Source organism: Marinobacter nitratireducens (assembly GCF_000708045.1).
Classification (GTDB): Bacteria; Pseudomonadota; Gammaproteobacteria; order Pseudomonadales; family Oleiphilaceae; genus Marinobacter; species Marinobacter nitratireducens.
Genome location: NZ_ANIE01000007.1, coordinates 129,081 through 155,692 on the forward strand (window position 1 = coordinate 129,081; position 26,612 = coordinate 155,692).

Annotated in this window: 24 protein-coding genes and 1 tRNA gene; 3 read left to right on the plus strand and 22 right to left on the minus strand. The window is 56.9% G+C overall.

What is annotated here, in order from left to right; genetic code table 11:
- Nucleotides 1-76: 76 nt before the first annotated feature.
- The 12 genes from truB to rlmE form a co-directional block, all read right to left on the minus strand.
- Nucleotides 77-1,018 carry a tRNA pseudouridine(55) synthase TruB gene (gene truB / locus D777_RS11755; RefSeq protein WP_036132356.1) on the minus strand — a complete coding sequence of 314 codons (942 nt, stop codon included), beginning with the start codon at nucleotides 1,016-1,018 and terminating at the stop codon, nucleotides 77-79.
- Nucleotides 1,015-1,446: a 30S ribosome-binding factor RbfA gene (gene rbfA, locus D777_RS11760; RefSeq protein ID WP_036132358.1), complete on the minus strand. Its 432-nt coding sequence runs from the start codon at nucleotides 1,444-1,446 to the stop codon at nucleotides 1,015-1,017. The genes truB and rbfA overlap by 4 nt, the downstream gene beginning before the upstream one ends.
- Nucleotides 1,446-4,010 carry a translation initiation factor IF-2 gene (gene infB, locus D777_RS11765; protein ID WP_036132361.1) on the minus strand — a complete coding sequence of 855 codons (2,565 nt, stop codon included), beginning with the start codon at nucleotides 4,008-4,010 and terminating at the stop codon, nucleotides 1,446-1,448. Before infB ends, rbfA begins: the two co-directional genes overlap by 1 nt.
- Nucleotides 4,011-4,028: 18 nt before the next feature.
- A complete protein-coding gene (gene nusA / locus D777_RS11770; protein ID WP_036132362.1) occupies nucleotides 4,029-5,522 on the minus strand; it encodes a transcription termination factor NusA in 1,494 nt (497 codons plus the stop codon).
- A gap of 56 nt (nucleotides 5,523-5,578) precedes the next feature.
- Nucleotides 5,579-6,040, minus strand: coding sequence for a ribosome maturation factor RimP (rimP, locus tag D777_RS11775; RefSeq protein WP_036132364.1), 462 nt, complete (start codon nucleotides 6,038-6,040; stop codon nucleotides 5,579-5,581).
- A gap of 319 nt (nucleotides 6,041-6,359) precedes the next feature.
- Nucleotides 6,360-6,444 (minus strand) — tRNA-Leu (locus tag D777_RS11780).
- A 7-nt stretch (nucleotides 6,445-6,451) separates the two neighbouring features.
- Nucleotides 6,452-6,835 carry a preprotein translocase subunit SecG gene (gene secG / locus D777_RS11785; RefSeq protein WP_036132365.1) on the minus strand — a complete coding sequence of 128 codons (384 nt, stop codon included), beginning with the start codon at nucleotides 6,833-6,835 and terminating at the stop codon, nucleotides 6,452-6,454.
- A gap of 24 nt (nucleotides 6,836-6,859) precedes the next feature.
- The gene (gene tpiA, locus D777_RS11790; protein ID WP_081849538.1) at nucleotides 6,860-7,618 is read right to left on the minus strand and encodes a triose-phosphate isomerase; all 759 of its coding nucleotides are present in this window, start codon (nucleotides 7,616-7,618) and stop codon (nucleotides 6,860-6,862) included.
- 75 nt (nucleotides 7,619-7,693) lie between these two features.
- Entirely contained in the window at nucleotides 7,694-9,037 is a 1,344-nt protein-coding gene (gene glmM / locus D777_RS11795) for a phosphoglucosamine mutase (protein ID WP_036132368.1), read from the minus strand.
- Nucleotides 9,037-9,867: a dihydropteroate synthase gene (folP, locus tag D777_RS11800; protein ID WP_036132369.1), complete on the minus strand. Its 831-nt coding sequence runs from the start codon at nucleotides 9,865-9,867 to the stop codon at nucleotides 9,037-9,039. Before folP ends, glmM begins: the two co-directional genes overlap by 1 nt.
- An 84-nt stretch (nucleotides 9,868-9,951) precedes the next feature.
- Nucleotides 9,952-11,895, minus strand: a complete 1,944-nt coding sequence (gene ftsH / locus D777_RS11805; RefSeq protein WP_319802604.1) for an ATP-dependent zinc metalloprotease FtsH — start codon at nucleotides 11,893-11,895, stop codon at nucleotides 9,952-9,954.
- A gap of 126 nt (nucleotides 11,896-12,021) precedes the next feature.
- Nucleotides 12,022-12,642, minus strand: coding sequence for a 23S rRNA (uridine(2552)-2'-O)-methyltransferase RlmE (gene rlmE / locus D777_RS11810; protein ID WP_036132373.1), 621 nt, complete (start codon nucleotides 12,640-12,642; stop codon nucleotides 12,022-12,024).
- A gap of 165 nt (nucleotides 12,643-12,807) precedes the next feature.
- Here rlmE and D777_RS11815 point away from each other — a divergent pair, with 165 nt between their 5' ends.
- The gene (locus D777_RS11815; RefSeq protein WP_036132375.1) at nucleotides 12,808-13,119 is read left to right on the plus strand and encodes a YhbY family RNA-binding protein; all 312 of its coding nucleotides are present in this window, start codon (nucleotides 12,808-12,810) and stop codon (nucleotides 13,117-13,119) included.
- Nucleotides 13,120-13,215: 96 nt separating this feature from the next.
- Here the strand turns inward: D777_RS11815 and greA are convergent, their stop codons facing one another.
- The 7 genes from greA to grpE form a co-directional block, all read right to left on the minus strand.
- Nucleotides 13,216-13,695, minus strand: coding sequence for a transcription elongation factor GreA (greA, locus tag D777_RS11820; RefSeq protein ID WP_081849539.1), 480 nt, complete (start codon nucleotides 13,693-13,695; stop codon nucleotides 13,216-13,218).
- Between the two features lie 4 nt (nucleotides 13,696-13,699).
- The gene (gene carB, locus D777_RS11825) at nucleotides 13,700-16,918 is read right to left on the minus strand and encodes a carbamoyl-phosphate synthase large subunit (protein ID WP_036132378.1); all 3,219 of its coding nucleotides are present in this window, start codon (nucleotides 16,916-16,918) and stop codon (nucleotides 13,700-13,702) included.
- An 81-nt stretch (nucleotides 16,919-16,999) separates the two neighbouring features.
- Complete coding sequence (gene carA, locus D777_RS11830) at nucleotides 17,000-18,130, minus strand: glutamine-hydrolyzing carbamoyl-phosphate synthase small subunit (RefSeq protein ID WP_201443369.1); 1,131 nt, start codon at nucleotides 18,128-18,130, stop codon at nucleotides 17,000-17,002.
- 212 nt (nucleotides 18,131-18,342) lie between these two features.
- Complete coding sequence (gene dapB, locus D777_RS11835; protein WP_036132383.1) at nucleotides 18,343-19,146, minus strand: 4-hydroxy-tetrahydrodipicolinate reductase; 804 nt, start codon at nucleotides 19,144-19,146, stop codon at nucleotides 18,343-18,345.
- Nucleotides 19,147-19,169: 23 nt separating this feature from the next.
- A complete protein-coding gene (gene dnaJ, locus D777_RS11840) occupies nucleotides 19,170-20,300 on the minus strand; it encodes a molecular chaperone DnaJ (protein ID WP_036132386.1) in 1,131 nt (376 codons plus the stop codon).
- 80 nt (nucleotides 20,301-20,380) lie between these two features.
- Nucleotides 20,381-22,306, minus strand: coding sequence for a molecular chaperone DnaK (dnaK, locus tag D777_RS11845; RefSeq protein WP_036132388.1), 1,926 nt, complete (start codon nucleotides 22,304-22,306; stop codon nucleotides 20,381-20,383).
- Between the two features lie 90 nt (nucleotides 22,307-22,396).
- Nucleotides 22,397-23,002, minus strand: a complete 606-nt coding sequence (grpE, locus tag D777_RS11850; RefSeq protein ID WP_036132391.1) for a nucleotide exchange factor GrpE — start codon at nucleotides 23,000-23,002, stop codon at nucleotides 22,397-22,399.
- A 248-nt stretch (nucleotides 23,003-23,250) separates the two neighbouring features.
- Between grpE and recN the strand changes: the two genes are divergently transcribed.
- Complete coding sequence (recN, locus tag D777_RS11855) at nucleotides 23,251-24,930, plus strand: DNA repair protein RecN (RefSeq protein WP_036132394.1); 1,680 nt, start codon at nucleotides 23,251-23,253, stop codon at nucleotides 24,928-24,930.
- 77 nt (nucleotides 24,931-25,007) lie between these two features.
- Here the strand turns inward: recN and fur are convergent, their stop codons facing one another.
- Complete coding sequence (gene fur / locus D777_RS11860) at nucleotides 25,008-25,418, minus strand: ferric iron uptake transcriptional regulator (protein WP_036132396.1); 411 nt, start codon at nucleotides 25,416-25,418, stop codon at nucleotides 25,008-25,010.
- 123 nt (nucleotides 25,419-25,541) lie between these two features.
- On the opposite strand from fur, the gene D777_RS11865 reads away from it, so the two are divergent.
- Nucleotides 25,542-25,868 (plus strand): outer membrane protein assembly factor BamE, encoded by a 327-nt coding sequence (locus D777_RS11865; RefSeq protein ID WP_036132398.1) that lies wholly within the window; start codon nucleotides 25,542-25,544, stop codon nucleotides 25,866-25,868.
- Between the two features lie 8 nt (nucleotides 25,869-25,876).
- On the opposite strand, the gene D777_RS11870 is transcribed toward D777_RS11865, so the two are convergent.
- Both D777_RS11870 and D777_RS11875 read right to left on the minus strand, forming a co-directional pair.
- The gene (locus D777_RS11870) at nucleotides 25,877-26,158 is read right to left on the minus strand and encodes an RnfH family protein (protein ID WP_201443370.1); all 282 of its coding nucleotides are present in this window, start codon (nucleotides 26,156-26,158) and stop codon (nucleotides 25,877-25,879) included.
- Complete coding sequence (locus D777_RS11875) at nucleotides 26,158-26,601, minus strand: type II toxin-antitoxin system RatA family toxin (RefSeq protein ID WP_036132402.1); 444 nt, start codon at nucleotides 26,599-26,601, stop codon at nucleotides 26,158-26,160. The genes D777_RS11870 and D777_RS11875 overlap by 1 nt, the downstream gene beginning before the upstream one ends.
- Nucleotides 26,602-26,612 lie beyond the last annotated feature (11 nt).

Sequence of the window (26,612 nt, forward strand, 5' to 3'; positions counted from 1 at the left end):
CTCACCTCATTGTTTGCGATGCTTTCGAATACGGCCGGACCGCGCATCTCTACAGCCCGGCTAGACAGCAAAGGGATTAACGCCTGTTGCTGCTTTTCACCAGACGTCGTGGCACCAGCTTGGTGACCTCGCCGTCCGGGAATGCTTCTGCCAGCCCCACAAAACTGCCCTTTTCGCCGTTACCGGCATACAGGCGAACAAAACCTTGCTGAGGCTGATGCGATATTCTAACCGGTTGTCCGTTCAATATCGACACCAGGGAGGCGCCTCCCAGCGCCACTTCCGGGAACATGGACAATGCCGCATCCGGTGCCACCAGCAGCCCATCCAGGCTCTCACCACGCTCCCGTTTTTCCTCCAGATCCGGCACTTTATTGGTGTCCGCCAGAGTGAATCCGGATGCCATTGTGCGCCGCAATGCCGTCACATGGGCACCACATCCCAGCGCCTCACCGATATCCTCAACCAGTGAGCGAATATACGTACCCTTGGTGCAGCTAACCGCAATATCCAGCTCGCCGTCACGGACATCCAGAAGGGTCAGCTCGAAAATGGTTACCGGCCGGGCAGGACGCTCGACTTCAATACCCTCACGGGCATATTCATAGAGGGGACGGCCCTTGTGCTTGAGGGCGGAATACATCGAGGGAACCTGCTGAATGTCTCCGCGAAACTGCTCCAGAACAGGTTCAAGGGTCTCTGCTGTCAGATCTGACGGTACAGGTTTTTCTTCAACAACAGCGCCTTCGCTGTCACCGGTCTCCGTGCGTACACCCAGGCGTGCCGTAGCGATGTATGCCTTGTCGCTGTCCAGCATCATCTGGGAGAACTTGGTCGCCTCACCGAAACACAGGGGCAGGACCCCCGTTGCCAGCGGATCCAGGGCGCCCGTATGCCCCGCCTTGGCCGCGCCGTAAAGACGCTTGACCTGCTGGAGAATACCGTTGGAGGTGACACCCTGGGGCTTATCGATCACCAGGATGCCATTAACATCACGACCTTTGCGTCTTCGACTCAAGCGTCTCGCTCCGGGTTGTCCGAAACCGGGTCGTCGTTATCGTCCCGTGGCACAGCCGGGTGTTCACCGACAGCCTGACGAATCAGACTGTCCATATGCCGACTGTATCCCTGCAGCGTATCGAAGTGGAAACGAAGGTGTGGCACAACCCGCAACTTCATCGCTCGCCCGACCTGACCACGCAGGAAACCCGAGGCTTTGTTGAGGACGGCCAGAGAATCCTTGACCTCCGGCGATTCCTCAGTGAGCTCCTCAGTGGACAGCAGCGACACGTAAATGTCCGCATAGCCCAGATCACGGCTCACCTTGACGGCATTCACCGTGACCATACCGACGCGGGGATCCTTGATCTCCCTCTGAATCAGCTGGGCCAATTCGCGCTGCATCTGATCGCCGATGCGATCGGTGCGACTGAACTCTCTGGACATCAGGCCCCCGTGGACTCGAGCTTGCGCTCGACCCTGACGCGATCAAAGACCTCGATCTGGTCACCGACCTTCACGTCGTAGCCCTTAACACCGATACCGCACTCCATGCCGTTCCGGACTTCCGGCACGTCATCCTTGAAGCGACGCAGGGATTCCAGCTCGCCTTCAAAGATGACGACGTTGTCCCTGAGCACCCGGATCGGCTTGTTCCGGTAAACCGTGCCTTCCGTAACCATGCAGCCGGCAACCTGGCCAAACTTCGGCGAACGGAACACGTCCCGAACATCGGCGATACCGACAATGTCCTCACGGAATTCCGGAGCCAGCATACCGGTCAGCGCAGCTTTAACATCATCAATCAGGTTGTAGATGATGCTGTAGTAACGCAGATCCAGGCCTTCCTGCTCCACCAGACGCTTGGCAGACGAATCCGCACGAACGTTGAAGCCGAAGATAACGGCGTTGGTTGCTGCCGCGAGGCTGACGTCGGTCTCGGCGATACCACCGACACCAGAGGACACCACTTTCACCTGAACTTCTTCATTACCCAGATCCAGCAACGCCTTGGTGATGGCTTCCAGAGAACCGCGTACGTCGGTCTTGAGGATAACGTTAAGCGTCTTAACCTCATCCTTACCCATGTTCTCGAACATGTTCTCCAGCTTGGCCGCCTGCTGACGCTGCAGACGCTGCTCACGCTCGCGGGTCTGGCGGAACTCGGCAAGCTCCTTGGCTTTCTTCTCGTCCGCAACCGCGAAGAACTCATCACCGGCGTCCGGCGTACCGTTCAGACCGAGAATCTCAACCGGGATAGACGGTCCAGCAGTTTTCACCTGCTTTCCGGCCTCGTCGGTCATCGCACGAACCTTACCGAAGAAGGAACCGGCAACCACCATATCGCCCTGACGCAGGGTACCGTTCTGAACCAGAACCGTCGCCACAGAACCACGACCACGCTCGAGGCTGGACTCAACGACCACGCCTTTTGCCGGCGCATCCGGCGAAGCTTCAAGCTCAAGCATTTCAGACTGCAGCAGAACGGCCTCAAGAAGGTCATCAATACCCAGGCCGGTATGAGCAGAAACCGGTACAAACTGAGTATCACCGCCCCAGTCTTCCGGAATCACTTCCAATGCGGCCAGCTCGTTCTTGATGCGGTCGGGATCGGCTTCTTCCTTATCCATCTTGTTGACGGCGACCACGACAGGTACACCGGCGGAGCGGGCATGCTCTACGGCTTCTTTGGTCTGTGGCATAACACCGTCATCGGCAGCGACAACCAGGATAACAATATCCGTGCACTGAGCACCGCGAGCGCGCATGGCCGTGAAAGCTGCGTGGCCCGGGGTATCCAGGAACGACACCATGCCGTGGTCGGTTTCTACATGATAAGCGCCGATATGCTGGGTAATGCCACCGGATTCGCCTGCAGCAACCTTGGTACGACGGATGTAATCCAGCAGTGAGGTTTTACCATGGTCGACGTGACCCATGACGCTCACAACCGGCGCACGTTTGGTTTTTTCCATGCCTTCGACGCCTTCGCTGATTTCACTCAGCACTTCTTCTTCGAAAGCATCTTCGCTGACGGTCTTGGCCTTATGCCCTAACTCTTCCGTCACCAGGATTGCAGTTTCCTGATCCAGGGCCTGGTTGATGGTGGCCATGACTCCCATGCCCATCAGGGTTTTGATGACATCTGCTGATTTGACAGCCATGCGCTGAGCAAGGTCACCCACCGAAATTGTTTCTGGAATTTCTACTTCTCTGACCATTGGTTTGGTCGGCCTCTCGAAGCCGTGACGCTTCTCTTTCGGTTTCTTTTTCATACGCAGCGATTTACGCGGCGCAGACTCTTCTTCGTCCTCGGACAAAACAACCGGCTCTTCAACCGGGCGACTACGAGGACCACGGTGACCAGCCTGCTTCTTCTTCGGCTTGCCTTCTTCCTCATCACCGCGCTCACGACCCTTTTCTTTCTTCTTCTTGGCCTTGCGATCCTTGCCATCCTTCTCAGGCGGAGGAACAGGAATGTCTTCCGGCTGAACCACCGGCTCAGCCGCAACTTCGGGTTCCGGTTCTGCCGCTTTTTCCTCGGACTTGGATTCTTCTGTCGCCGGTGCCTCTTCTTTGACTTCAGGCTCGACCGGCGCCTGCGCCTCAACCTCAGCGGCACCCGTTTCTACCTTCGGAGCCTCTTCCGCCGGTGCTTCAACGGCTGCCTGCTCTTCTACCGGTTCTTCAGGCTTAGCGACCTCCGGCTCAGGCTGCAATTCTGCGCGCTTGACGTATGTCCGGCGCTTGCGAACTTCCACGTTGACCGTCTTCGCCTTACCAGCTTTGAGTGTCGTCGTGGTTTTCCGCTTCAATGTAATCTTGCGGGGCTCGGCTTCTGCCTCACCGTGAGCTTTTCTCAAATAGGCCAGCAACTGCTGCTTCTCATCGCTGGACACAGAATCCTCTGCAGAACGCGCCGTCAGGCCCGCTTCTACAATCTGCTTCAGCAAACGATCCACGGGAGCGCCTACATCCTCGGCCAGTTGTTTTACCGTTACTTCCGCCATACTGGTCCTCCTCCCGAATTACGCCTGGTCTTCAAACCAGGGGGCACGTGCAGTCATAATCAACTGACCCGCACGCTCTTCATCCATATCGTCAATTTCGAGCAAGTCGTCTACCGACTGCTCCGCCAGGTCCTCCATGGTACGAACACCCATGCCCGCCAGCTTGAACGCGAGGCCACGGTCCATACCATCCATGCTCAGGAGGTCCTCTGCCGGCTCAGCGCCCTCGAGCGCCTCTTCACTGGCCAGGGCCTGATTCAAAAGCACATCTTTTGCGCGCCGACGAAGCTCGGTAACGGTTTCTTCATCGAAACCATCAATGGCGAGCATCTCTTCCATGGGCACATAGGCCACTTCCTCAAGAGAGGTGAAACCTTCCTCGATCAGCACGCCCGCAAATTCTTCGTCCACATCCAGGTTGGCGGTAAAGTGTTCCACCAAGCGGCCGTATTCCTGTTCCTGGCGCTCGCCGGCCTCTTCTTCAGTCATCACGTTCAGAGTCCAGCCAGTCAGTTCAGTTGCCAACCGGACATTCTGGCCGTTCCGACCAATAGCCTGAGCCAGATTATCCTCGGCAACCGCAACGTCCATGGTGTTACGGTCCTCGTCCATCACAATGGAGGCAACTTCCGCCGGTGCCATCGCGTTGATCACCAGCTGCGCCGGGTTATCGTCCCAAAGCACGATATCAACACGCTCGCCACCCAACTCGTTGGATACGGCCTGAACCCGCGAACCACGCATACCGACGCAGGCGCCGACCGGGTCAATCCGACGGTCATTGGTCTTCACTGCGATCTTGGCCCGCGAACCGGGATCACGAGCCGCGCCACGGATTTCAATGAGCTCTTCAGCGATCTCGGGCACCTCGATGCGGAACAATTCGATCAGCATCTGCGGGGCGGTTCGACTCAGTATCAGCTGGGGACCACGGTGATCGGTTCGGATTTCGAGCAGCAATGAACGAACACGGTCGCCCATCCGGAAGGTCTCCCGGGGGATCAGGTTCTCACGAGGAAGCAGGGCTTCCGCGTTGGCGCCAAGATCAACGATAACATTGTCCCGTGTCACCTTTTTAACGGTACCGGAGACCAACTCACCAACCCGGTCACGGTAGCTGTCAACAATCTTGGTACGCTCGGCTTCGCGCACCTTCTGGAAAATAATCTGCTTGGCAGCCTGAGCCCCGATACGGCCAAAAGCAACAGACTCGATCTGTTCTTCGTGAATGTCGCCCGGCTTCAGGTTGGTGTCGATTTCTTCCGCTTCTTCAAGCGTCAGTTCGGTACCAAGTGCCGGAACCGCGTCGTTATCTACGACCAGCCAGCGGCGGAAGGTGTCGTACTCACCAGTCCTGCGATCAATGGCAACCCGGATATCGGCCTCTTCTTCCTCATAGCGCTTCTTGGCGGCCGTGGCGAGCGCCAGCTCGATCGCCTCGAAAATCACGTCCTTCTCGACACCTTTTTCGTTCGAGACGGATTCAACCACCAGCAAGATCTCTTTACTCATTGGATTGCCCTGCCCTTAAAAATAAAACGGTACGTCCACTGACTTTTCAATACGGTTTACTCGAACACCGGAACGATGTGCGCTTTCTCGATACTGTCAAACGGCAACAGGTATTCGTGATCATCTACCACGATCACAACCTCATCGCCTTCAACGCCCTTGATCAGCCCGAGGTATTTTCGACGGCCCTCAAAGGCCATTCGCAAACGAATTTCCACCTTGTGACCAACGAACGCCTGATATTGCTCTGGCCGAAACAGAGGCCGGTCCATGCCCGGAGAGGAAACCTCAAGGGTGTACTCCACCTGAATGGGATCTTCCACATCCATAACACCGCTAATCTGGCGACTGACTTTTTCACAGTCGTCGATGCCTATGCCATTTTCGACATCATCAATAAAGACCCGGAGCAAGGAGTGGCGGCCCTGGGAGCGGAATTCTAGCCCCCAGAACTCATACCCCAGACCTTCAACCACCGGCCGAAGGAGGTCTTCCAGTTGTGTTAGCTTGGCTGACACGTTATGCCATCTCCGTATTCAGATTTTCCGGCTACAAAAACAAAAAAAGGGCTGTCGACCAGCCCTTTTTATGCACCAGGGCCCTTTGCGCCAGGCCCCTTAATCAAAAAGCCCCTTGAAATGGGGCTCTTTGTTGCAAGAACTCGCAGGAAGCAAAACGATATACCGCATTCCTGCTGACAGACACCTGGCCTGCCGGAGCCCCAAGGACCTAAGTCCGCTGGCTCCAATCTCCGCCGGAGTATAGAGATGCCGGCAGAACTGGTCAAGGACTGACCAAAAAAAACGGCCTGGGAATTCCAAGCCGTTTTTTATTATATGGTGCCCGGGGCCGGACTCGAACCGGCACGGCTTTCGCCACTACCCCCTCAAGATAGCGTGTCTACCAGTTTCACCACCCGGGCATCATTCTTACTCGAGTTCAGGGAGGCCTTGCTCCCCACCCTCGGCTTCAGCTGGCTGAGCCGCATCTTTTTCAGCAGCCTGCTCGACCGGAGCCGCAACATCGCTGGATTCCTCAACAACCGGAATACCTGCTTCGCCTGCCACTTCCGCGCGCTGCTTTGCAAAAACAGCCAGTGAAAAACTTGTCACAAAGAACACGATTGCAAGGATAGTCGTTACACGGGTCAGAAAGCTTCCGCTACCCTGGCTACCAAACACAGTCTGGGAAGCGCCACCACCAAATGCCGCTCCAGCATCAGCACCCTTACCCTGCTGAATCAGAACCAGACCCACCAGTGCCACCGCGATCACCACGTGCACAACGACTACCAGTGTTTCCATCCAATCCATATCGACTCTCGCGAACCTTAATCTTTAGCTACCTGCCGGCATTGCCCGGCAAATGCTCACAAAATCTTCTGCTATCAGCGATGCTCCGCCGATCAAGCCGCCATCAATATCCGGCTCGGCAAAAAGAGCGGCTGCATTATCCGCTTTTACGCTACCGCCGTAAAGTACTGAAACGTCTTTTGACGGCGCACCAATCCCTTCAAGCACCTTACGAATCGATGCGTGCATAGCCTGCGCATCTTCCGACGTCGCTGTTTTACCGGTCCCAATTGCCCATACAGGCTCGTAGGCAACAACAACACGCTCCCACTGACTGACTTCAACCTTCGCCAGCCCGCGCTCAATCTGCGCAGCGACTACAGCTTCGGCGTCGCCTGCCTCGCGCTGCTCGAGCGTCTCGCCAACACAAACAATGGCAACCAGACCATCTCCCAGCACTCGCGCCACCTTATCAGCAACCACCTCATCGGTTTCGCCGAAAAGCTGACGACGCTCGGAATGACCAACCAGTGCGTACCCGCACCCCTGATCAACCGCCATACCTGAGGAAACCTCCCCGGTATAAGCTCCGGCTTGCCAGCCACTTACATTCTGAACGCCAACGGCCAAGTCACCAGCCGCCTGCGCGACAACATCACTGATGTAAATAGCGGGCGGAATGATAACAACCTCCACGCCATTATCAAGCGACCCGGCCTCAGACCGGACATAGCCAACCAACTTTTCTGCCAGGTCTTTCGACCCGTTCATTTTCCAGTTTCCGGCTACGATCTTACGGCGCATAACAGTTCCCGAATGTAAGGGAGGGCGAACTATACAGCACTACCTGCAGACAGACAACCGCCCCCAGACACAAAATCAGCCCACGGACCGCTCAACGACTGCCGCAAGCTCTTCAGCGATTCGAGCGATGTCAGCAGCGTCTTGCCCTTCTGTCATTACCCGTATCAGAGGCTCGGTTCCGGATGCCCTCAACAGCACGCGCCCCGCCGCGCCCAGCTCTGCCTCGGCTTTACGAACAGCGGCGACAATATCCTCGCGCCCCAACGGGTCAAAGCGTTCAGCGACACGCACATTGATCATTGTCTGCGGCAACTTACTCATACCCTGGCGCAACTCGGACAGGGAGCGACCGGACTTGCGCACCGCCAACAAAGCCTGCAACGCCGACACAATACCATCACCGGTCGACGTGCAGTCGCGGATAACCATGTGTCCGGACCCCTCACCACCCAGAACCCAGTTCTGCGCGAGCAGGCGCTCCATCACATATCGATCACCTACCTTCGCGCGCTCGAACTCGATGCCGATCTCCTTCAACGCCAGCTCGACCCCGAGGTTGGTCATCAGGGTACCTACAACTCCCCCTTTGAGCCGACCTTCGGCGTATCGCTGGGAGGCAATTACATACAGCAATTCATCGCCGTCAACTTCAGAGCCATCGCGATCGACCATCAGCACCCGGTCACCATCGCCGTCAAAAGCGATACCGAGATCCGCGCCCCGATCCATCACCGTCTGGCGCAGCGCACCCAGATGAGTAGAACCGACGTTCAAATTGATGTTCAGACCATCCGGCTCATTCCCAATCACAGTCACGCTGGCGCCCAGCTCACGAAACACCTTCGGCGCAACGTGATAGGTCGCGCCATGGGCACAATCGAGGACGATGCTCATCCCTTCCAGGGAAAACTCATTTGGCACGGTGCTCTTGCAGAACTCCACGTATCGGCCCGGCGCGTCGTCAACCCTCGAGGCCTTGCCCAGCTCAGAGGATTCACACACCTGAATCGGCTGATCCAGCCAGTACTCTATCTCGGCCTCGAGATCGTCATCCAGCTTGGTGCCATTGGCGGAAAAGAACTTGATGCCGTTGTCATGGTGAGGATTGTGGGAGGCACTGATCACGATACCCGCAGAGGCTCGGAATGTGCGAGTCAGGTAGGCGATGGCCGGCGTCGGCATTGGCCCCAACAACTTGACGTCTACACCGGCGGCCGCGAGCCCGGCCTCAAGCGCCGATTCGAACATATACCCGGAAAGACGTGTATCCTTCCCAATCAACACACTATTGCGCTGGCCATCCCGCTTGAACGCCTGCCCTGCAGCCCACCCCAGGTGAAGCATAAACTCCGGCGTGATTGGAAACTCACCTACGCGGCCACGAATGCCATCCGTGCCAAAATACTTTCTCTCGGCCATTAACCCGACTCCCTCATCGCCGCCACTACCTTGACGGCATCCACTGTTTCCCGAACATCATGCACCCTCAGGATGCTGGTCCCTTTCATTGCCGATATTGTGGCGGCCGCCAGACTCGCCGGCAAACGCTGATCGACTTCCCTGCCGGTTATGGCTCCAAGCATCGACTTCCTGGAGATCCCTACTAACAGCGGATGCCCCAGAATATGCATCTGATCCAACGCGGACAGCAACTGCAAATTATGCTCCACGGTCTTACCAAATCCGAAGCCCGGGTCCAGAACAACGTTATCCGTACGAACGCCAGCAGCTTCAGCTACCCTCACCCGCTCGGTCAGAAATGCACTGACCTCTCGAAGGACATTTCGGTAAGCCGGGCGATCCTGCATGGTGTCCGGCTCACCCTGGATATGCATCAGACAGACTGGAATTTCTGCACGCGCGGCGGCCTCCGGCGCCCCCGGGCGCTGCAAAGCACGCACATCATTGATCAAACCTGCGCCCAGCCGGGCCGTTTCAGTCATCACTTCCGGCGAACTGGTATCGACAGAAACCACAACATCCAGGTCGCGAGTGATCGCCTCGACAACTGGACAGACCCGATCCAACTCCTCCTGAAGCGACACCGGCTCGGCACCTGGTCGGGTTGATTCACCACCAACATCGATAAACGCCGCACCCTCGGCAGCCATGGCTGAGGCACGAGCCAACGCACTATCCGGGCAATTAAACTTGCCACCATCGGAAAAGGAATCAGGCGTTACATTCAGAATGCCCATTACGTGACAGCGGGACATATCCAGCACCCGCCCGGCAAAATTCATTTCCATAACCTTCCCGCACAGCAACAAAAACAAACGCCGCCCGGAGTCCGGGCGGCGTCGTGATCACCTCATTTTAAAGGCAGCAGAGACTCAGTGCTCTCCGGCCGGACGACCGACACCCGGCTGACGACCGTCGTCCGCCCCCTTGGACTCAGGAGCAGCGTCCGCGTCATCGGCCTTCACTCCGCCAGTCGGGCCGTTATCCCCCCAACCTTTTGGCGGACGGGGCACCTTGCCTTCCATGATGTCATCAATCTGGAAGCGGTCGATTGTCTCGTACTTCATCAGGGCATCAGCCATCAGGTCCAGCTTGTCCCGATTATCAACCAGGATCTGCTTGGCCTTTTCGTAGCAGGTATCAATGATATTACGAACCTCTTCATCGATACGCTGCGCCGTTTCAGGCGAATAGACCGTCTGAGCCTGACCTGCGGAGCGACCCAGGAACGGCTCGTCTGAGTCTGTATCGTACTGCAACGGTCCCAGCTTTTCCGACAACCCCCAACGAGTCACCATGTTTCGGGCCAAACTCGTAGCACGCTCGATATCGTTCGAAGCGCCCGTCGTCACTCCTTCGAACCCAAGAGTCAGTTCCTCAGCAATGCGCCCGCCGAACAGGCTGCAGATGGAGCTGTCCAGATAACGCTTACTGTGGCTGTACTTGTCCTCTTCCGGCAGGAACATGGTTACACCCAGTGCCCGACCGCGGGGAATGATACTGACTTTGTACACCGGATCATGCTCCGGCATCAGACGACCAACAATGGCATGCCCGGATTCATGGTAAGCCGTGTTGAGCTTTTCTTTTTCGCTCATCACCATAGACTTGCGCTCAGCGCCCATCATGATCTTGTCTTTGGCGAGCTCAAACTCTTCCATGGATACCAGACGCTGATTGCGGCGCGCTGCGAACAGAGCAGCCTCATTAACCAGGTTGGCCAGATCTGCGCCTGAGAAGCCAGGGGTACCACGGGCGATCAGCGCGGGCTCCACGCCATCCGCCAGGGGTACCTTCTTCATGTGCACCTTGAGGATCTGCTCACGGCCAATGATGTCCGGCAGACCGACAACAACCTGACGGTCGAAACGGCCCGGGCGAAGCAATGCCGGGTCGAGAACGTCCGGACGGTTGGTGGCAGCGATAACGATAACGCCTTCATTGCCTTCAAAACCGTCCATTTCCACCAGCAGCTGGTTCAGGGTCTGCTCACGCTCGTCGTGACCACCGCCCATGCCAGCGCCACGATGGCGACCTACGGCATCAATCTCGTCAATAAAGATAATACACGGGCTCTGCTTCTTCGCCTGCTCGAACATATCGCGAACCCGGGAGGCACCCACGCCCACGAACATCTCGACGAAATCGGAACCCGAGATGGAGAAGAAAGGCACTTTCGCCTCGCCCGCAATCGCTTTCGCGAGCAGGGTCTTACCAGTACCTGGCTGACCAACCATCAGAACGCCCTTGGGAATGCTGCCACCCAAACGCTGGAATTTGCTTGGATCGCGCAGGAAGTCCACGAGCTCCTTCACATCTTCCTTGGCCTCATCGACACCCGCCACGTCGGCGAAGGTTGTCTTGATCTGATCCTCACTCATCAGGCGCGCTTTACTCTTGCCAAACGACATGGGGCCTTTGCCACCACCGCCGCCCTGCATCTGGCGCATGAAGAAAACAAACAACGCAATGATGATCAGGATGGGAAACGCCGCGACCAGAAGCTGGGTCCACAGGCTCTGGCGCTCAGGCTCTTTACCGATCACTTCAACGTTGTTTGCCAGCAGATCGTCCATCAGCTTGTTGTCCGCCACCTGTGGGCGAATGGTCTGAAACTGGGAGCCATCGCCACGGGTGCCCTGGATTTCCAGGCCGTCGATGGTTACCCGGTTGACCTGGCCCTGCTGGACCATCTCAACAAACTGGGAATAATTGACTTGTTGCCCGCTGGTGGTGGGAGAAAAGTTCTGAAATACCATCAGCAGCACGGCGGCTATGATTAGCCAGAGAACCAGATTTTTTGCCATATCGTTCAAGGATCGTCACCTGTGAATTGAAGGGTGGCCCATGCAGGCCCAACCCCTTTTTGACACCTTACACCAATTGTACGCCTGTCCACCAGAAACGGCCCATCCGTATCGGCCACAGGCCGGCTGAACTCCTCAGCCCTTAAACCCCTTGCAAACCTGATAGATTTCCCGGGACCGGGCCCTGGAAGAATCCGGCTTGCGACTGACCACGGAACTGAAACTTCCCCGCATGTCTGCCAGCAGTGCATCAAAGCCCTCGCCCTGGAAAACCTTGGCAACGAAGGTGCCACCGGGCCGCAATACTCGTTGCGCCATATCAAGGGCGAGCTCGACCAGCCCCATCGCTTTTGGAATATCTACGGCAGCCATACCACTCATATTGGGCGCCATATCCGAAATTACAACGTCTGCCCGGCGATCACCCAATAATTCCAGCAATTCCTCGAACACGTCGTCCTCGGTGAAATCGCCCTGAACAAAGTCCACACCTGCGATCGGATTCATCGGCAAGATGTCACTGGCGATCACCACGCCGGAATCACCGACACGCTCAACAGCAACCTGAGACCATCCGCCTGGAGCGGCGCCAAGATCCACGACAAGCTGCCCCTGACGGAATAGCTTGTCTTTCTTATCAAGCTCCACGAGCTTGTAACTGGCGCGGGAACGGTAGCCATCTTCCTGGGACTTTTTGACCCAGACGTCATCAAAATGTTCCTTGAGCCAGCGATCACTGGACTTCGAGCGGGCCAAATTCAACCTCCATCAATCGTTGTCAGAACAACCTTTATCCGCACCGATAAGTGTTAACGGCGATTTTTAGCGGGCGCTGATCTGTTACACTTCGCCGATTATACGTTTATGGCAGCGAAACCTCCGCTGACCTTTTGTTAATTGCACCTATTAAGAGATTACATCATGAGCGTTTCACCGGAACAGCGCCGGGAATACCGTGCCATTGCCCACAACCTGAAACCCGTCATCATTGTTGGCGACAAAGGTCTGTCCGAAGGGCTCCAGGAAGAATTGGAGCGGGCGCTCAACGACCACGAGCTTATCAAGATCAAAATCGCCAGCACGGACCGCGAGGCTCGCCAGGAAGCCATCGCAGAACTCTGCCAAAGCTCCGGCGCCGAACTGATCCAGACCATTGGCAAAATTGCCGTTATCCTACGCCGAGCCAAGAAGCCCAATCCGAAGCTATCCAACCTGCTTCGCCACAAGCGCTGAACAAGCGAGCGCCAAATCGCAATAACTGTTTTTTCAGGCTCAAACAAAAAAGCCGGCTGCGAATCCCCAGCCGGCTTTTTTATGGTTGCACCAAAATCAGATGTACTCGACTTCTCCAATTTCGTACTCGACGGTGCCTGAAGGAATGCGGATGGCTACCACATCGCCTTCATTCTTGCCGACGAGGGCGCGCGCGATCGGAGACGAGATGGAGATCTTTCCGGCTTTAATATCAGCCTCATCTTCGCCAACGATCTGATATTTGACCTCTTCGTCGGTTTCCATGTTGATCAGGTGCACCGTGGTACCGAAAATCACCTTCCCGGTGTTCTCTATGGTCGTCACGTCAATCACCTGGGCTGCGGAGAGCTTGCCCTCGATTTCCTGAATGCGCCCTTCAATGAAACCCTGTTGTTCACGGGCCGCATGATATTCCGCATTCTCCTTCAGATCGCCGTGCTCGCGAGCTTCGGCAATAGCCGCGATCACCTTGGGGCGATCGTCGGACTTCAGTTTCTGAAGCTCCTCGCGCAGACGGGCTTCGCCCACCTTGGTCATGGGTACTCTTTCAGACATAGCCTTATTTTCCTGCGTGAAGATCCTGGAGACGACGTACCGTGCGTTCCGGGCCGAACTTGATCGCCCGACAGAACGCCTCGCCACCTGCCAGAGTCGTTGTGTATGTTACCTTGGTCTGCAGCGCGGACTGTCGGATCTGCGCCGAATCCGAAATGGCCTTGCGACCTTCAGTGGTGTTGATAATTAACTGAACCTTGCCATTTTTAATGGCATCCACGATGTGCGGCCGACCTTCCCGAACCTTGTTCACCCGCTCCACGTCGATACCGGCCTCGGCCAACGCCTTGGCAGTACCGGTGGTAGCTACAATCTTGAAGCCGGCTTCCACCAGATCCCGGGCAACACTGGCAGCGCCCGGCTTGTCGACATCACGTACAGACATAAAGGCCGTACCCTTGGCCGGCAAACGCTCGCCAGAAGCCAGTGACGCCTTGGCAAAAGCCTCATCGAAGCTGTCACCCAGCCCCATCACCTCACCGGTGGACTTCATTTCCGGCCCCAGAATCGGGTCAACGGCCGGGAACTTGTTGAACGGGAATACAGACTCCTTCACGGCGTAGTACTCCGGCACGATTTCCTGGGTAAAGCCCAACTCCGCCAGGGTCTTGCCGGACATGACCCGGGCCGCAACAGCCGCCAGGGACTCGCCCACAGCCTTGGACACAAACGGTACCGTACGGGACGCACGTGGATTGACTTCGATGACGTAGATTTCGCCGTCCTGCCAGGCCAGCTGAACGTTCATCAGACCAACAACCTCGAGCTCGATCGCCATCTTGCGCACCGCTTCACGCATCTCGTCCTGCACGTCCTTCGGCAGGCTGTATGGCGGCAGCGAACACGCGGAGTCACCGGAGTGCACACCGGCCTGCTCAATATGCTGCATGATGCCACCGATCACCACATCCGTGCCGTCACAGATAGCATCGATGTCGACCTCAATGGCGGCATTCAGGAAGTGATCCAGCAGAACCGGGCTGTCGTTGGAGACCAGAACCGCGCTGCGCATGTAACGCACCAGCTCGGTTTCATCGTAAACGATCTCCATGGCACGACCGCCAAGCACGTAGGACGGGCGAACGACCAGCGGATAACCGATTTCACGAGCCGCCAGGATACCTTCTTCGTGGCTGCGAACCGTCGCGTTTTCCGGCTGCTTCAGACCCAGACGCTGAATCATCTGCTGGAAGCGCTCGCGATCTTCCGCACGGTCAATGGCATCCGGACTGGTACCGATGATCGGCACACCGGCCGCTTCCAGGCCTCGCGCGAGTTTCAGCGGTGTCTGGCCACCGTACTGCACAATCACACCCTTCGGTTTTTCAAGCTCGACGATCTCAAGAACGTCTTCCAGGGTGATGGGCTCGAAATACAACCGGTCGGAGGTGTCATAGTCGGTGGACACCGTCTCCGGGTTGCAGTTGATCATGATGGTTTCGTAGCCATCCTCACGCATGGCCAGAGCCGCGTGCACACAGCAGTAATCGAACTCGATACCCTGGCCGATCCGGTTCGGGCCACCGCCAATGACGACGATCTTTTCACGATCGCTAACGTCCGATTCGCACTCTTCCTCATAGGTGGAGTACATGTACGCGGTGTCGGATGCGAACTCGGCCGCACAGGTATCAACCCGCTTGTAGACCGGTCGAATATCCAGCTCATGGCGCAGTTTACGCAGGCTGACTTCGGAGATACCCAGCAGCTTGGCCAGACGGGCATCGGAGAAACCTTTGCGCTTCAGACGGAACAGGGTCGCCTGATCGATATCCGCTTTACCGGCACTCTTCAGCGCCTGCTCTTCGCGGATAATGTCTTCAATCTGCACCAGGTACCAAGGATCGATCTTGGTGTGCTGGAACACATCGTCAACGGTCAGGCCGGAACGGAAGGCATCGCCGAGGTACCAGATGCGATCGGCGCCCGGAACATTCATTTCCTGGATCAGGGTTTCCTGCGAATTCTCGGATTCGAGCTCTTCCAGCTTTTCATCAAACCCTTCCGACCCGACTTCCAGACCACGGAGCGCCTTCTGCAGGGATTCCTGGAAGGTCCGCCCGATCGCCATGACCTCACCCACCGACTTCATCTGGGTCGTCAGGCGGGCATCAGCCTGCGGGAATTTCTCAAAAGTGAACCGGGGAATCTTGGTAACGACATAGTCGATGCTGGGCTCGAACGAGGCCGGAGTTATGCCGCCGGTAATATCATTGCTCAGTTCGTCCAGGGTGTAGCCCACGGCCAGCTTGGCGGCCACCTTGGCAATCGGGAAGCCGGTCGCTTTGGACGCCAGGGCCGAGGAGCGGGACACCCGCGGGTTCATCTCAATGACCACCATACGGCCGGTCTCCGGGTTGATCCCGAACTGCACGTTGGAACCACCAGTTTCCACACCAATCTCACGCAGCACCGCCAGCGAGGCGTTCCGCATGATCTGATATTCCTTGTCCGTCAGCGTCTGGGCCGGCGCAACAGTAATGGAATCGCCGGTATGCACGCCCATCGGATCGAAGTTTTCGATGGCACAGACAATGATGCAGTTGTCCGCTTTGTCGCGAACCACTTCCATCTCATACTCTTTCCAGCCAATCAGGGACTCGTCGATCAGCAGCTCGTTGGTCGGAGACAGGTCCAGACCACGCTGACAGATCTCTTCGAACTCATCCTTGTTGTAGGCGATACCACCGCCAGAGCCACCCATGGTGAAGGACGGGCGAATGATGCACGGGAAGCCGATGTCTTCGGAAATGGTCCAGGCTTCCGCCATGGTATGGGCAATGGAGGCACGCGGGCATTCGAGGCCGATTTTCTTCATGGCCTTATCGAAGCGATCCCGGTCTTCCGCCTTGTCGATGGTATCGGCATTGGCACCGATCATCTCAACGCCGTGCTTTTCCAGAACGCCATGTTTTTCCAGATCAAGGGCACAGTTCAGCGCCGTCTGGCCGCCCATGGTGGGCAACAGAGCGTCTGGCTGCTCTTTCTCGATGATCTTTTCGACCGTTTTCCAGGTAATCGGCTCGATGTAGGTGGCATCGGCCATCGCCGGATCGGTCATGATGGTCGCCGGGTTCGAGTTAACCAAGATAACCCGGTAACCTTCCTCGCGAAGCGCCTTACAGGCCTGGGCTCCGGAGTAATCGAATTCGCACGCCTGCCCGATCACAATAGGGCCGGCCCCCAGGATCAGGATGCTTTTGATGTCTGTACGTTTTGGCATGTCTTGATAAACCTGTCAGCAACTTTTGAATTCTTGCAGCGCAAAACGCGGCGCGTATGAGCTATCCACGGCGAACTGCCCTCAGGCAGTTCGCTTTTCCATCAACCGGATAAACTCGTCAAACAAAGGCGCCACGTCATGAGGACCCGGGCTCGCTTCCGGGTGCCCCTGGAAGCTGTACGCCGGCTTATCGGTCCGGCGAATACCCTGCAGCGTGCCATCAAACAGGGATTTGTGGGTGGCCTCGACGTTGGCTGGCAGCGTGGACTCGTCCACGGCGAAACCGTGGTTCTGGCTGGTGATCATGACGGTACCATCGGCCAGATCCTGTACGGGGTGGTTGGCACCGTGGTGGCCATGCCCCATTTTCATGGTGCCCGCACCGCTGGCGAGCGCGAGCAACTGATGACCAAGACAGATACCAAAGACCGGGATTTCCGTTTCCAGCACTTCGCGAATCGCGGCGATGGCGTAGTCACAGGGCTCGGGGTCGCCCGGGCCGTTGGACAGAAAGATACCGTCCGGGTTCATCGCCAGCACGTCTGAGGCTGGCGTCTGAGCTGGTACGACCGTGATGTCGCAACCGCGGGCCGCCAGCATGCGCAAAATGTTGTATTTAACGCCGTAATCCCAAGCCACCACTTTGAAGCGGCTTTCGTTGCGATCGCCGTAGCCACTATCAAGACTCCACTCGGACTGACTCCATTTGTACCCGTTGTCACAGGTGACTTCTTTGGCCAGATCCATTCCCTTGAGGCCGGGGAAGGCTTTCGCCAGCTCGAGAGCCTGCTCTGCCGTAGCGCCTTCGCCTGCAACGATGGCACCATTCTGCGAGCCCTTGTCACGAAGAATGCGGGTCAGGCGACGAGTATCGATGTCAGCGATGCCAACGATGTTGTTGCTTCGCAGGTAGTCATCCAGGGTTTGTTCGTTGCGCCAGCTGCTGGCCAGCAGCGGCAGGTCCCGGATAATCAGGCCAGCAGCCTGAACGCGATCGGACTCCACATCCTCCTTGTTAACACCGGTGTTGCCGATGTGAGGATAGGTCAGGGTTACGATCTGGCGGGAGTAGGACGGGTCGGTCAGAATTTCCTGGTACCCGGTCATGGCGGTGTTAAACACCACCTCACCACTGGTTTCTCCGTCAGCGCCAATGGCGGTGCCGTAGAACAGGCTTCCGTCTGCGAGTGCAAGGATTGCAGGTGTGCTCAAGGCTTGTATCCTCATCGAGTGGCGTATCGGTTCGTCACGAACAGGAACGCAAGCGCAAATTCAGGTCGCAAAAAAGCGAGAGGGAGTCAGTACTCCGTCCCGCTTTTTTGTTGTCCGGGAACGATTTGCGTTCCCTGGGCGTTATCAAAGCTACGCTTGGTGCAGTTAAACCGCCTTATTGTAGGAAATATGGCAGTTTTTGTCCACGGCAATTAGCCCTTCAAACCCAAGACATCCTGCATATCGTACAAACCTGCCGGCTTGTCACTCAGCCACAGCGCTGCCCGCATCGCACCTTTCGCGAAGGTCATCCGGCTGCTTGCCTTGTGAGTGACTTCGATACGCTCGCCTTCAGTGGCAAAAAGCACCGTGTGATCACCCACAACATCGCCAGCGCGAATGGTTTCGAAACCGATTTCCTTACGGGTACGCTCGCCGGTAAAGCCTTCACGCCCATAGACAGCACACTCCTTCAGATCGCGACCGAGCGCGTCGGCAACGACCTCGCCCATGCGCAGCGCGGTGCCTGAGGGCGCATCTTTCTTATGGCGATGGTGCGCCTCAATGATTTCCACGTCGTAGTCGTCACCCAGGGTCGCAGCCGCCGTGCGCAGCAGGTTGAGGACGACATTAACACCAACACTCATATTCGGCGCAAAGACCACGGGTATGGCATCCGCATTCAAGGCCAACTGCTCTTTCTCGGCCTCGGTCATACCGGTCGTGCCAATGATGAGCATCTTGCCGTTGGCATTGCAGAACGCGGCATTCTCCAGGGTCAGGTCAGGAAAGGTGAAGTCGACGAGTACGTCAAAATCGCTTTTCACATCCTCCAGACTCCCGGCCATCTTCACGCCGGTTTTACCGATGCCGGTCATTTCTCCTGCGTCAGCACCAATGAGACTGCTGTCCGGCTCGACAATCGCCGCGCCAAGCTCCAGCCCTTCGGTACCATCGACCGCTTCAATCAGGACCTTGCCCATACGCCCGGCGGCGCCAATGATTGCTACCCTCATGGTCGGATTCCTTTTACAACCGATCAGAATTTCATTTCATCGAAGAAGCTTTTTACTCCCTCGAACCAGGACGTCTTTTTAGGCGCGTGATGGGTACCGTTGCTGCCACCGAGAGTTTGCTGAAACTCATCCAGCAGCTCTTTCTGGCGCTTGGTCAGATTGACCGGCGTTTCAACAATGACGCGGCACAGCAAGTCACCCGCAGCGCCACCCCGAACCGGAGCAACACCCTTGTTGCGAAGGCGGAACAGCTTTCCGGTCTGGGTTTCGGCCGGGATCTTCAACTTCACGCGGCCATCCAGGGTCGGTACTTCCAGCTCGCCCCCCAGGGAAGCATCGACGATGCTGATCGGCACTTCACAGTAGAGGTTGCGGCCATCACGGGTAAAGATGGAATGCTCGCGAACAGCAATCTGCACATACAGATCTCCGGGAGGCCCACCATCAACGCCCATCTCGCCTTCACCTGACAGGCGAATACGATCACCGGTATCAACGCCCGGCGGCACCTTGACCGACAGCGTCTTCTCTTCCTGAACACGCCCCTGACCATGACAGACTTTACAGGGGTTCTTGATTACCTGGCCGGAGCCACGGCATGTCGGGCACGCCTGCTGGACCGTGAAGAATCCCTGCTGCATACGCACCTGCCCCATACCCTTACAGGTACCGCAGGTCTCAGCGCTGGAGCCTTTTTCGGCGCCACTGCCATCACAGGAATCGCACTCTTTGTGGCCCGGCACCTTGATCTGGACGGTCTTGCCTTTCACCGCCTCTTCCAGATCCAGCTCAAGGGTGTAGCGAAGGTCAGCACCACGGGTGTTGCGACCTCGACCGCCACCACCGCCGAAAATGTCGCCGAACACATCACCAAAGATATCGGAGAAGCTGGCACCGCCGCCTCCGAAGCCACCACCACCGGCCTGACCATCAACACCGGCATGGCCGAACTGGTCGTAAGCGGCTCGCTTGGACTGATCCGCAAGTACTTCGTAGGCTTCGCTGGCCTCTTTGAACTTGTTCTCGGCTTCAGTGTCGTCCGGGTTACGGTCGGGGTGATACTTCATCGCAAGCTTTCGATACGCTCGCTTGATTTCCTTCTCGTCCGCGTCCCGGGAGATCCCGAGAACTTCGTAATAATCGCGCTTGGCCATGCTTTAAAAACCCTGCTTTTTATACACGGAAAACGCGGGGAGATTCCCCGCGTTTTCCAACTGCCTGATGTACTTCAGAATTACCGCTTGTCGTCGTCTTTGACTTCTTCGAACTCAGCGTCGACAGCATCGTCAGCCTGCTGGGCCTGGGCATCTTCCTGGCCGCCAGCCTGCTGAGCCTGATCACCGTGCTCGGCGTACATCTTCTGAGCCAGCTCGGAGGATACTTCGGTCAGCTTCTGGGTCTTGGCTTCGATGTCTTCTTTGTCGGAACCTTCCAGGGCCTGCTCCAGATCCTTGATGGCCGCTTCGATCGACTCTTTCTCGCTGTCGGTCACCTTGTCACCGGCATCGGTCAGAGTCTTGCGTACAGCGTGAACCATGGCGTCGCCTTGGTTACGGGCCTGCACCAGCTCCTCGAACTTGCGATCTTCCTCGGCGTTGGCCTCGGCGTCCTGAACCATCTTCTCGATTTCATCATCGTTCAGACCAGAAGAGGCCTTGATGACGATGGACTGCTCTTTGCCAGTCGCCTTGTCCTTCGCGGACACGTTCAGGATACCGTTAGCGTCGATATCGAAGGTGACTTCGATCTGCGGCACGCCACGCGGAGCCGGCGGAATGTCGGCCAGGTCGAAACGACCCAGGGACTTGTTCTGCGTCGCCTGCTTGCGCTCACCCTGAACCACGTGAATGGTCACGGCCGTCTGGTTGTCATCCGCAGTTGAGAAAGTCTGGGACTTCTTGGTCGGGATGGTGGTGTTCTTCTCGATCAGCGGAGTTGCCACGCCACCCATGGTTTCGATACCCAGGGTCAGCGGAGTAACGTCCAGCAGCAGAACGTCCTTCACATCACCAGACAGGACCGCAGCCTGGATCGCAGCACCCATGGCCACGGCTTCGTCCGGGTTTACGTCCTTGCGCGCTTCTTTGCCGAAGAACTCTTTCACCTTCTCCTGCACCAGCGGCATACGAGTCTGACCACCAACCAGGATAACTTCGTCGATTTCACTCGCGCTCATGCCAGCATCCTGCAGAGCCACTTTGCACGGCTCGAGGCTACGCTGAACCAGGTCTTCAACCAGAGATTCCAGCTTGGCACGGGTCAGTTTGACGTTCATGTGCTTGGGACCGGACGCATCGGCGGTGATGTACGGCAGATTAACGTCGGTCTGCTGGCTGCTGGACAGCTCGATCTTGGCCTTCTCACCAGCTTCTTTCAGACGCTGCATGGCCAGGGAGTCGCCACGCAGGTCGATGCCACTGTCTTTCTTGAACTGGTCTGCCAGGTATTCGATAACCTTCAGGTCGAAATCTTCACCACCCAGGAAGGTGTCGCCGTTGGTTGCCAGCACTTCGAACTGATGCTCGCCATCAACGTCTGCAATCTCGATGATGGACAAGTCGAAGGTACCACCACCCAGGTCGTATACAGCCACGGTACGGTCGCCGCTCTGCTTGTCGAGGCCGTAGGCCAGGGCTGCTGCGGTCGGCTCGTTGATGATCCGCTTCACTTCCAGACCGGCAATTCGACCGGCATCCTTGGTCGCCTGACGCTGGCTGTCGTTAAAGTAGGCCGGAACGGTGATAACCGCTTCAGTCACCTTCTCACCCAGGTAATCTTCCGCAGTCTTCTTCATCTTCTTCAGAACTTCTGCAGAAACCTGAGGCGGCGCCATCTTCTGGCCTTTCACCTCAACCCAGGCGTCGCCGTTATCTGCCTTGGCAATGGTGTAAGGAACCATCTTGATGTCTTTCTGAACCACGTCGTCTTCAAACCGACGACCGATCAGACGCTTGATCGCGTAGAGGGTGTTTGCCGGGTTGGTAACCGCCTGACGCTTTGCAGACTGGCCAACCAGCGTTTCACCGTCTTCTGTGTACGCGATGATGGAAGGCGTGGTGCGATCGCCTTCTGCGTTTTCAATAACCTTAACCTTGTCGCCATCCATCAGGGCAACACAGGAGTTTGTGGTTCCCAGGTCAATACCGATAATCTTGCTCATTGAATCACTCCAAATCTTCTGAATGCTTTCCCGGAGATTCTGCCCCGGCTTTCGCCATTTAATGGCTATATTGGCGCTTTAATCGGCTTTTCAAGCCTGCTCATCGATTTTTGGTGCATCATCGGCCTTGGCCACGACCACCATCGCCGGACGGACCACACGACCATTCAACAGATAACCCTTCTGCACTACTGCCACGACGCTGTTCGGCTCCGCATCCGGAGCCGGCACCATTGACATGGCTTCATGGTGCTGCGGATCAAACGGCTCACCAACCGGATTAATTTGCTCCACATTGAATTTCTTCAGGCTCGACATGAAGAGATTCAACGTCATCTCGACGCCTTCACGGATAGAGGCAACCAGCTCTCCGGATTCTTCATGACCCTCGGTGCTTTCAACCGCTTTTTCGAGACTGTCCGCGACAGGCAGGAGCTCCTTGACGAACTTCTCAACCGCAAACTTGTGCGCTTTCTCGACATCCATCTCGGCCCGGCGACGAACATTCTGCATCTCAGCCTGGGAGCGCAGCACCTGATCCTGAGCCTCCTTCACCTGAGCCTGGAGAGCCTCCAGCTCAGAGCCCCCACTTTCATTGGCCTCACCTTCGCCAGGCTCTGCGCCTTCGGCAGCCGCCTCAACGGCATCCTTCAGCTCTTCCTCAAACTGTTCGTTGCGATTTTCGTCAGTGCTCATGACTACTCCTGCTGGATATATCTAGCTGCCGGCGCGTTGCCGACCAATTAAACGTGGCTTCCGGCCGAAGCATGCCGGAAAACTGTAGATGCGAACCGATATGGGGCCCGTCTGCCAGGTTTCAACCACCAACGACTGCAAACCTGAAGAATTTCGTGATTGTGCATTTGCAAACAGCAAAAACCCTGTATATATTCACAGTCACTGTATGAACGAACAGTATTCAAGGAACGCGGAGGGTCATCTCTATGCTTACCCAGCTTACAGTCTCCAATTACGCCATTGCCGAACGAGTCGAACTCCAGTTCAGCAAAGGCATGACCGCGCTCACCGGTGAAACCGGTGCCGGCAAATCCATCGTACTGGACGCACTGGGACTGGCCATGGGCGGGAGAGCAGATGCCGGCGCAGTGCGCCACGGCGCCAAACGTGCGGGCATCACCGCGTCCTTTGACGTCTCCAGCATCCCGGAAGCGCTCCAGTGGCTCGAGCAGCACGAACTTGATGACGACAAGGACTGCATCCTTCGCCGCGTCATCAGCAAAGACGGTCGCTCCCGTGCCTACATCAACGGACAGCCATGCCCGCTTGCCCACCTGAAAGATCTGGGCGGCCTGCTGATGGACATTCATAGCCAGCACCAACATCAATCTCTCCTGCGCAAGGAGACTCACCGCAAACTGCTGGATGAATTCGCCGGGGCCGAGCAACTGGCCGCTCAAACCCGCGACGCCTGGAAAGCGTGGAACACCACCCGCCAACGTCTGGACGAACGCCAGCAGAATGCCGATGAGGCAGAAGCCCGACTGCAGCTGCTGCGCTATCAGGTGGAAGAGCTGGATCGACTGGCCCTGAGCGAAGGCGAGCAGGCCGATCTTGAGCAGGAACAGGAGCAACTGAGTCAGGCGGATACCGTTCTTCACAGCAGCCATCAGGCCGCCTTGCTTTGTACAGAAGAAGAAACCAGCGCAGCGGATCTCGTTCGCCAGGCGCTGCAACAGCTGGAGCAACTTCCCATCGAGGTACCGGCACTGGCAGACACCATCCAGATGCTCAATGAAGCACAGATCCAGATCAGCGAGGCTGGCGACAATCTCCGCCGTTTTGTGGAGGATTACGAAGCCGACCCTGCCAGACTGGCCGAGGTGGAAGAGCGCCTGAGCGCCATTTTCCAGCTGGCCCGTAAGCATCGGGTGCTACCCGAGGAACTGCCGGAACTGCACCAGCGCCTGAGCACCGAACTGGCAGAACTCGATGGCGGTGAAGGCAGCCTGGAACAACTGGAGGCTGAGCTGGACAAGCAGCGCGGCGATTTTGACAAGCTCGCCAGCGAGCTGTCCGGCGTGAGAGAAAAGGCCGCTATCGAACTGGACCACCGGATTGCCGGCGAACTGGCGCAGCTGAGCATGCCATCGGTTCAGTTTGTGAGCCACCTGAACCGTAACGACAATGACGAACCCGCTCCTCACGGCATGGAAGACGTTGAATTCCTGGTAAGCGCTAACCCGGGACAGCCGGCGCGCTCGCTGGCCAAAGTGGCCTCCGGCGGCGAGCTGTCACGCATCAGTCTGGCCATCCAGGTGGTTGTCGCGCAGACCTCCACGACACCGACTCTGGTGTTTGATGAGGTGGACGTGGGCATTGGCGGCGGCACTGCTGAGGTTGTCGGTCGCCTGCTCCGGACCCTGGGTGGGAATGGGCAGGTTCTTTGCGTCACTCACTTGCCACAGGTGGCAGCACAGTCCCACCAACACCTGTTTGTCAGCAAGTTTACCGAACAGGACGCAACCTTCTCGAAAATTGAAACACTGGACGACCAGGGAAGAATCAGCGAAGTGGCAAGAATGCTGGGCGGCGTGGACATGACAGATCACACAATTGCGCACGCACGGGAGATGTTTTCCAAGGGGCAGGCGACCCATCACTAAATCGCCACAAATCCCTACCCCTCTCGATCCTGAGAGCTGTTGGGCGGGTTAATCCCCGCCCTTTTTTCATCCTACGATCAGGACTTGGCGGGCTTCACGTATAGAATGAGGCTGTGGTCGACAATCTCGTAACCACGCTCCTCGGCGATCTTCTTCTGACGCTCTTCGATCACCTCATCCACGAATTCGATGACTTCGCCGGTCTGGGTGCAAACCATGTGGTCGTGGTGATCATCACCCGCCATTTCGAACACGGCATGACCGCCTTCAAAGTTGTGACGCAGCACCAGGCCCGCTGCTTCAAACTGGGTCAGTACCCGGTAAACCGTCGCCAGACCCACATCATCTCCCTGATCCAGGAGCTTCTTGTAGACATCTTCAGCACTCAGGTGATGCTCGTCTGCATTCTCCAGAATGTTGAAGATCTTGACGCGTGGCAGTGTGACCTTGAGCCCGACTTTTCTTAATTCGGCGTTTTCAGATGACATGTTACTATTCACTCTTTGGTGTGCCTTACGGCTTCCGGTATGATGAAGCCGCCATTTTAACGGATACCCCGTGTCACACCTGCCCCAGGCAGGCGAATTCAAGATAGAGGATTTCCCCCGGCGATGCAAAAGCTCACAGCTCTGATTCTCACTCTCGTTATGTCCGGCTGCATCTTCCCGGGCGTTTACAAGATAAACGTCCAGCAAGGCAGCATTGTCACAGACGAGGAGCTTACGGCATTGACCGAAGGTATGCCCCGTAGCCAGGTTCATGCGGTCATGGGATCGCCACTGATGCTGAACCCGGTTGATCCTTCACGGGAATACTATGTGTACACTTTCCAACGGCGGGGAGGAGACATCAAGGAACAACGCATTGTTGTTTACTATGATGACGATCGCTTCTCTCACTATGAAGCCCAGCTTCTGGAAGAAACGCCCGCCTACTGAGACAAAGCTCAGGCTTTCTTTTTCGCCCGGTTCAAGCGCGCCTGTTTGGGATCGATCTTGAGCGGGCGATACAGCTCCACCCGGTCCCCGTCCCGCAGTTCGTGATCAGCAGGGGCTTTGATCACCTTGCCGAAGATGCCCATATCGATACTATCCGGGTCCACCTCCGGAAAAATCCCGGTAATCCCTGACAGTTTTACCGCCTCCAGTGCTTTGGTCCCCCGCGGCACCTGAAAGGATACGATTTCCTGTTTGTCCGGCCTCGCGTACGCCACTTCCACAGAAATCATCAGGCACCTCCTCGATACAGGTCGTCAGCTCTTCGGCAGAATGCATCCACCATGGTGTTGGCAGCCTGGCTGAAGACCGAGCCGAAAGCCATCCGTGAGAGCTTGCCGGAGAACTCGAATTCCAGGGTCAGAATGACCTTGCAGGCATTCTCATCCAGCGACTTGAAATGCCAGCGCCCGGTCAGGTTCTGAAACGGGCCGTCCACCAGACTCATCTCGATGGCCTCGGGCATCAGCAGCTGGTTCCGGGTGGTCAGCGTATGCCGGATGCCGCCCTTGGCAATTTCCATAGATGCGGTGATCTGGTCCCCACCCAGCTCGTGCACCTCCGTGCTCGCACACCAGGGCAAAAATTCGGGGTACCGGGCCACGTCGTTGACCAGGTGAAACATGCGCTCCGCGGAGTGCATCACAAGCGCGGATTTGTCTATCTGATGAGCCATCGAGAGGAACT

What these genes read in the sequence shown, in the direction of transcription:
- glmM (WP_036132368.1), bottom strand. Translation starts at nt 9,037, where the DNA reads ATGGCCGAGAGAAAGTATTTTGGCACGGATGGCATTCGTGGCCGCGTA.
- infB (WP_036132361.1), bottom strand. Translation starts at nt 4,010, where the DNA reads ATGGCGGAAGTAACGGTAAAACAACTGGCCGAGGATGTAGGCGCTCCC.
- tpiA (WP_081849538.1), bottom strand. Translation starts at nt 7,618, where the DNA reads ATGCGCCGTAAGATCGTAGCCGGAAACTGGAAAATGAACGGGTCGAAA.
- folP (WP_036132369.1), bottom strand. Translation starts at nt 9,867, where the DNA reads ATGGAAATGAATTTTGCCGGGCGGGTGCTGGATATGTCCCGCTGTCAC.
- fur (WP_036132396.1), bottom strand. Translation starts at nt 25,418, where the DNA reads ATGTCATCTGAAAACGCCGAATTAAGAAAAGTCGGGCTCAAGGTCACA.
- rbfA (WP_036132358.1), bottom strand. Translation starts at nt 1,446, where the DNA reads ATGTCCAGAGAGTTCAGTCGCACCGATCGCATCGGCGATCAGATGCAG.
- recN (WP_036132394.1), top strand. Translation starts at nt 23,251, where the DNA reads ATGCTTACCCAGCTTACAGTCTCCAATTACGCCATTGCCGAACGAGTC.
- D777_RS11815 (WP_036132375.1), top strand. Translation starts at nt 12,808, where the DNA reads ATGAGCGTTTCACCGGAACAGCGCCGGGAATACCGTGCCATTGCCCAC.
- dapB (WP_036132383.1), bottom strand. Translation starts at nt 19,146, where the DNA reads ATGAGGGTAGCAATCATTGGCGCCGCCGGGCGTATGGGCAAGGTCCTG.
- dnaJ (WP_036132386.1), bottom strand. Translation starts at nt 20,300, where the DNA reads ATGGCCAAGCGCGATTATTACGAAGTTCTCGGGATCTCCCGGGACGCG.
- D777_RS11870 (WP_201443370.1), bottom strand. Translation starts at nt 26,158, where the DNA reads ATGATTTCTGTGGAAGTGGCGTACGCGAGGCCGGACAAACAGGAAATC.
- carB (WP_036132378.1), bottom strand. Translation starts at nt 16,918, where the DNA reads ATGCCAAAACGTACAGACATCAAAAGCATCCTGATCCTGGGGGCCGGC.
- dnaK (WP_036132388.1), bottom strand. Translation starts at nt 22,306, where the DNA reads ATGAGCAAGATTATCGGTATTGACCTGGGAACCACAAACTCCTGTGTT.
- nusA (WP_036132362.1), bottom strand. Translation starts at nt 5,522, where the DNA reads ATGAGTAAAGAGATCTTGCTGGTGGTTGAATCCGTCTCGAACGAAAAA.
- greA (WP_081849539.1), bottom strand. Translation starts at nt 13,695, where the DNA reads ATGTCTGAAAGAGTACCCATGACCAAGGTGGGCGAAGCCCGTCTGCGC.
- D777_RS11875 (WP_036132402.1), bottom strand. Translation starts at nt 26,601, where the DNA reads ATGGCTCATCAGATAGACAAATCCGCGCTTGTGATGCACTCCGCGGAG.
- grpE (WP_036132391.1), bottom strand. Translation starts at nt 23,002, where the DNA reads ATGAGCACTGACGAAAATCGCAACGAACAGTTTGAGGAAGAGCTGAAG.
- D777_RS11865 (WP_036132398.1), top strand. Translation starts at nt 25,542, where the DNA reads ATGCAAAAGCTCACAGCTCTGATTCTCACTCTCGTTATGTCCGGCTGC.
- secG (WP_036132365.1), bottom strand. Translation starts at nt 6,835, where the DNA reads ATGGATTGGATGGAAACACTGGTAGTCGTTGTGCACGTGGTGATCGCG.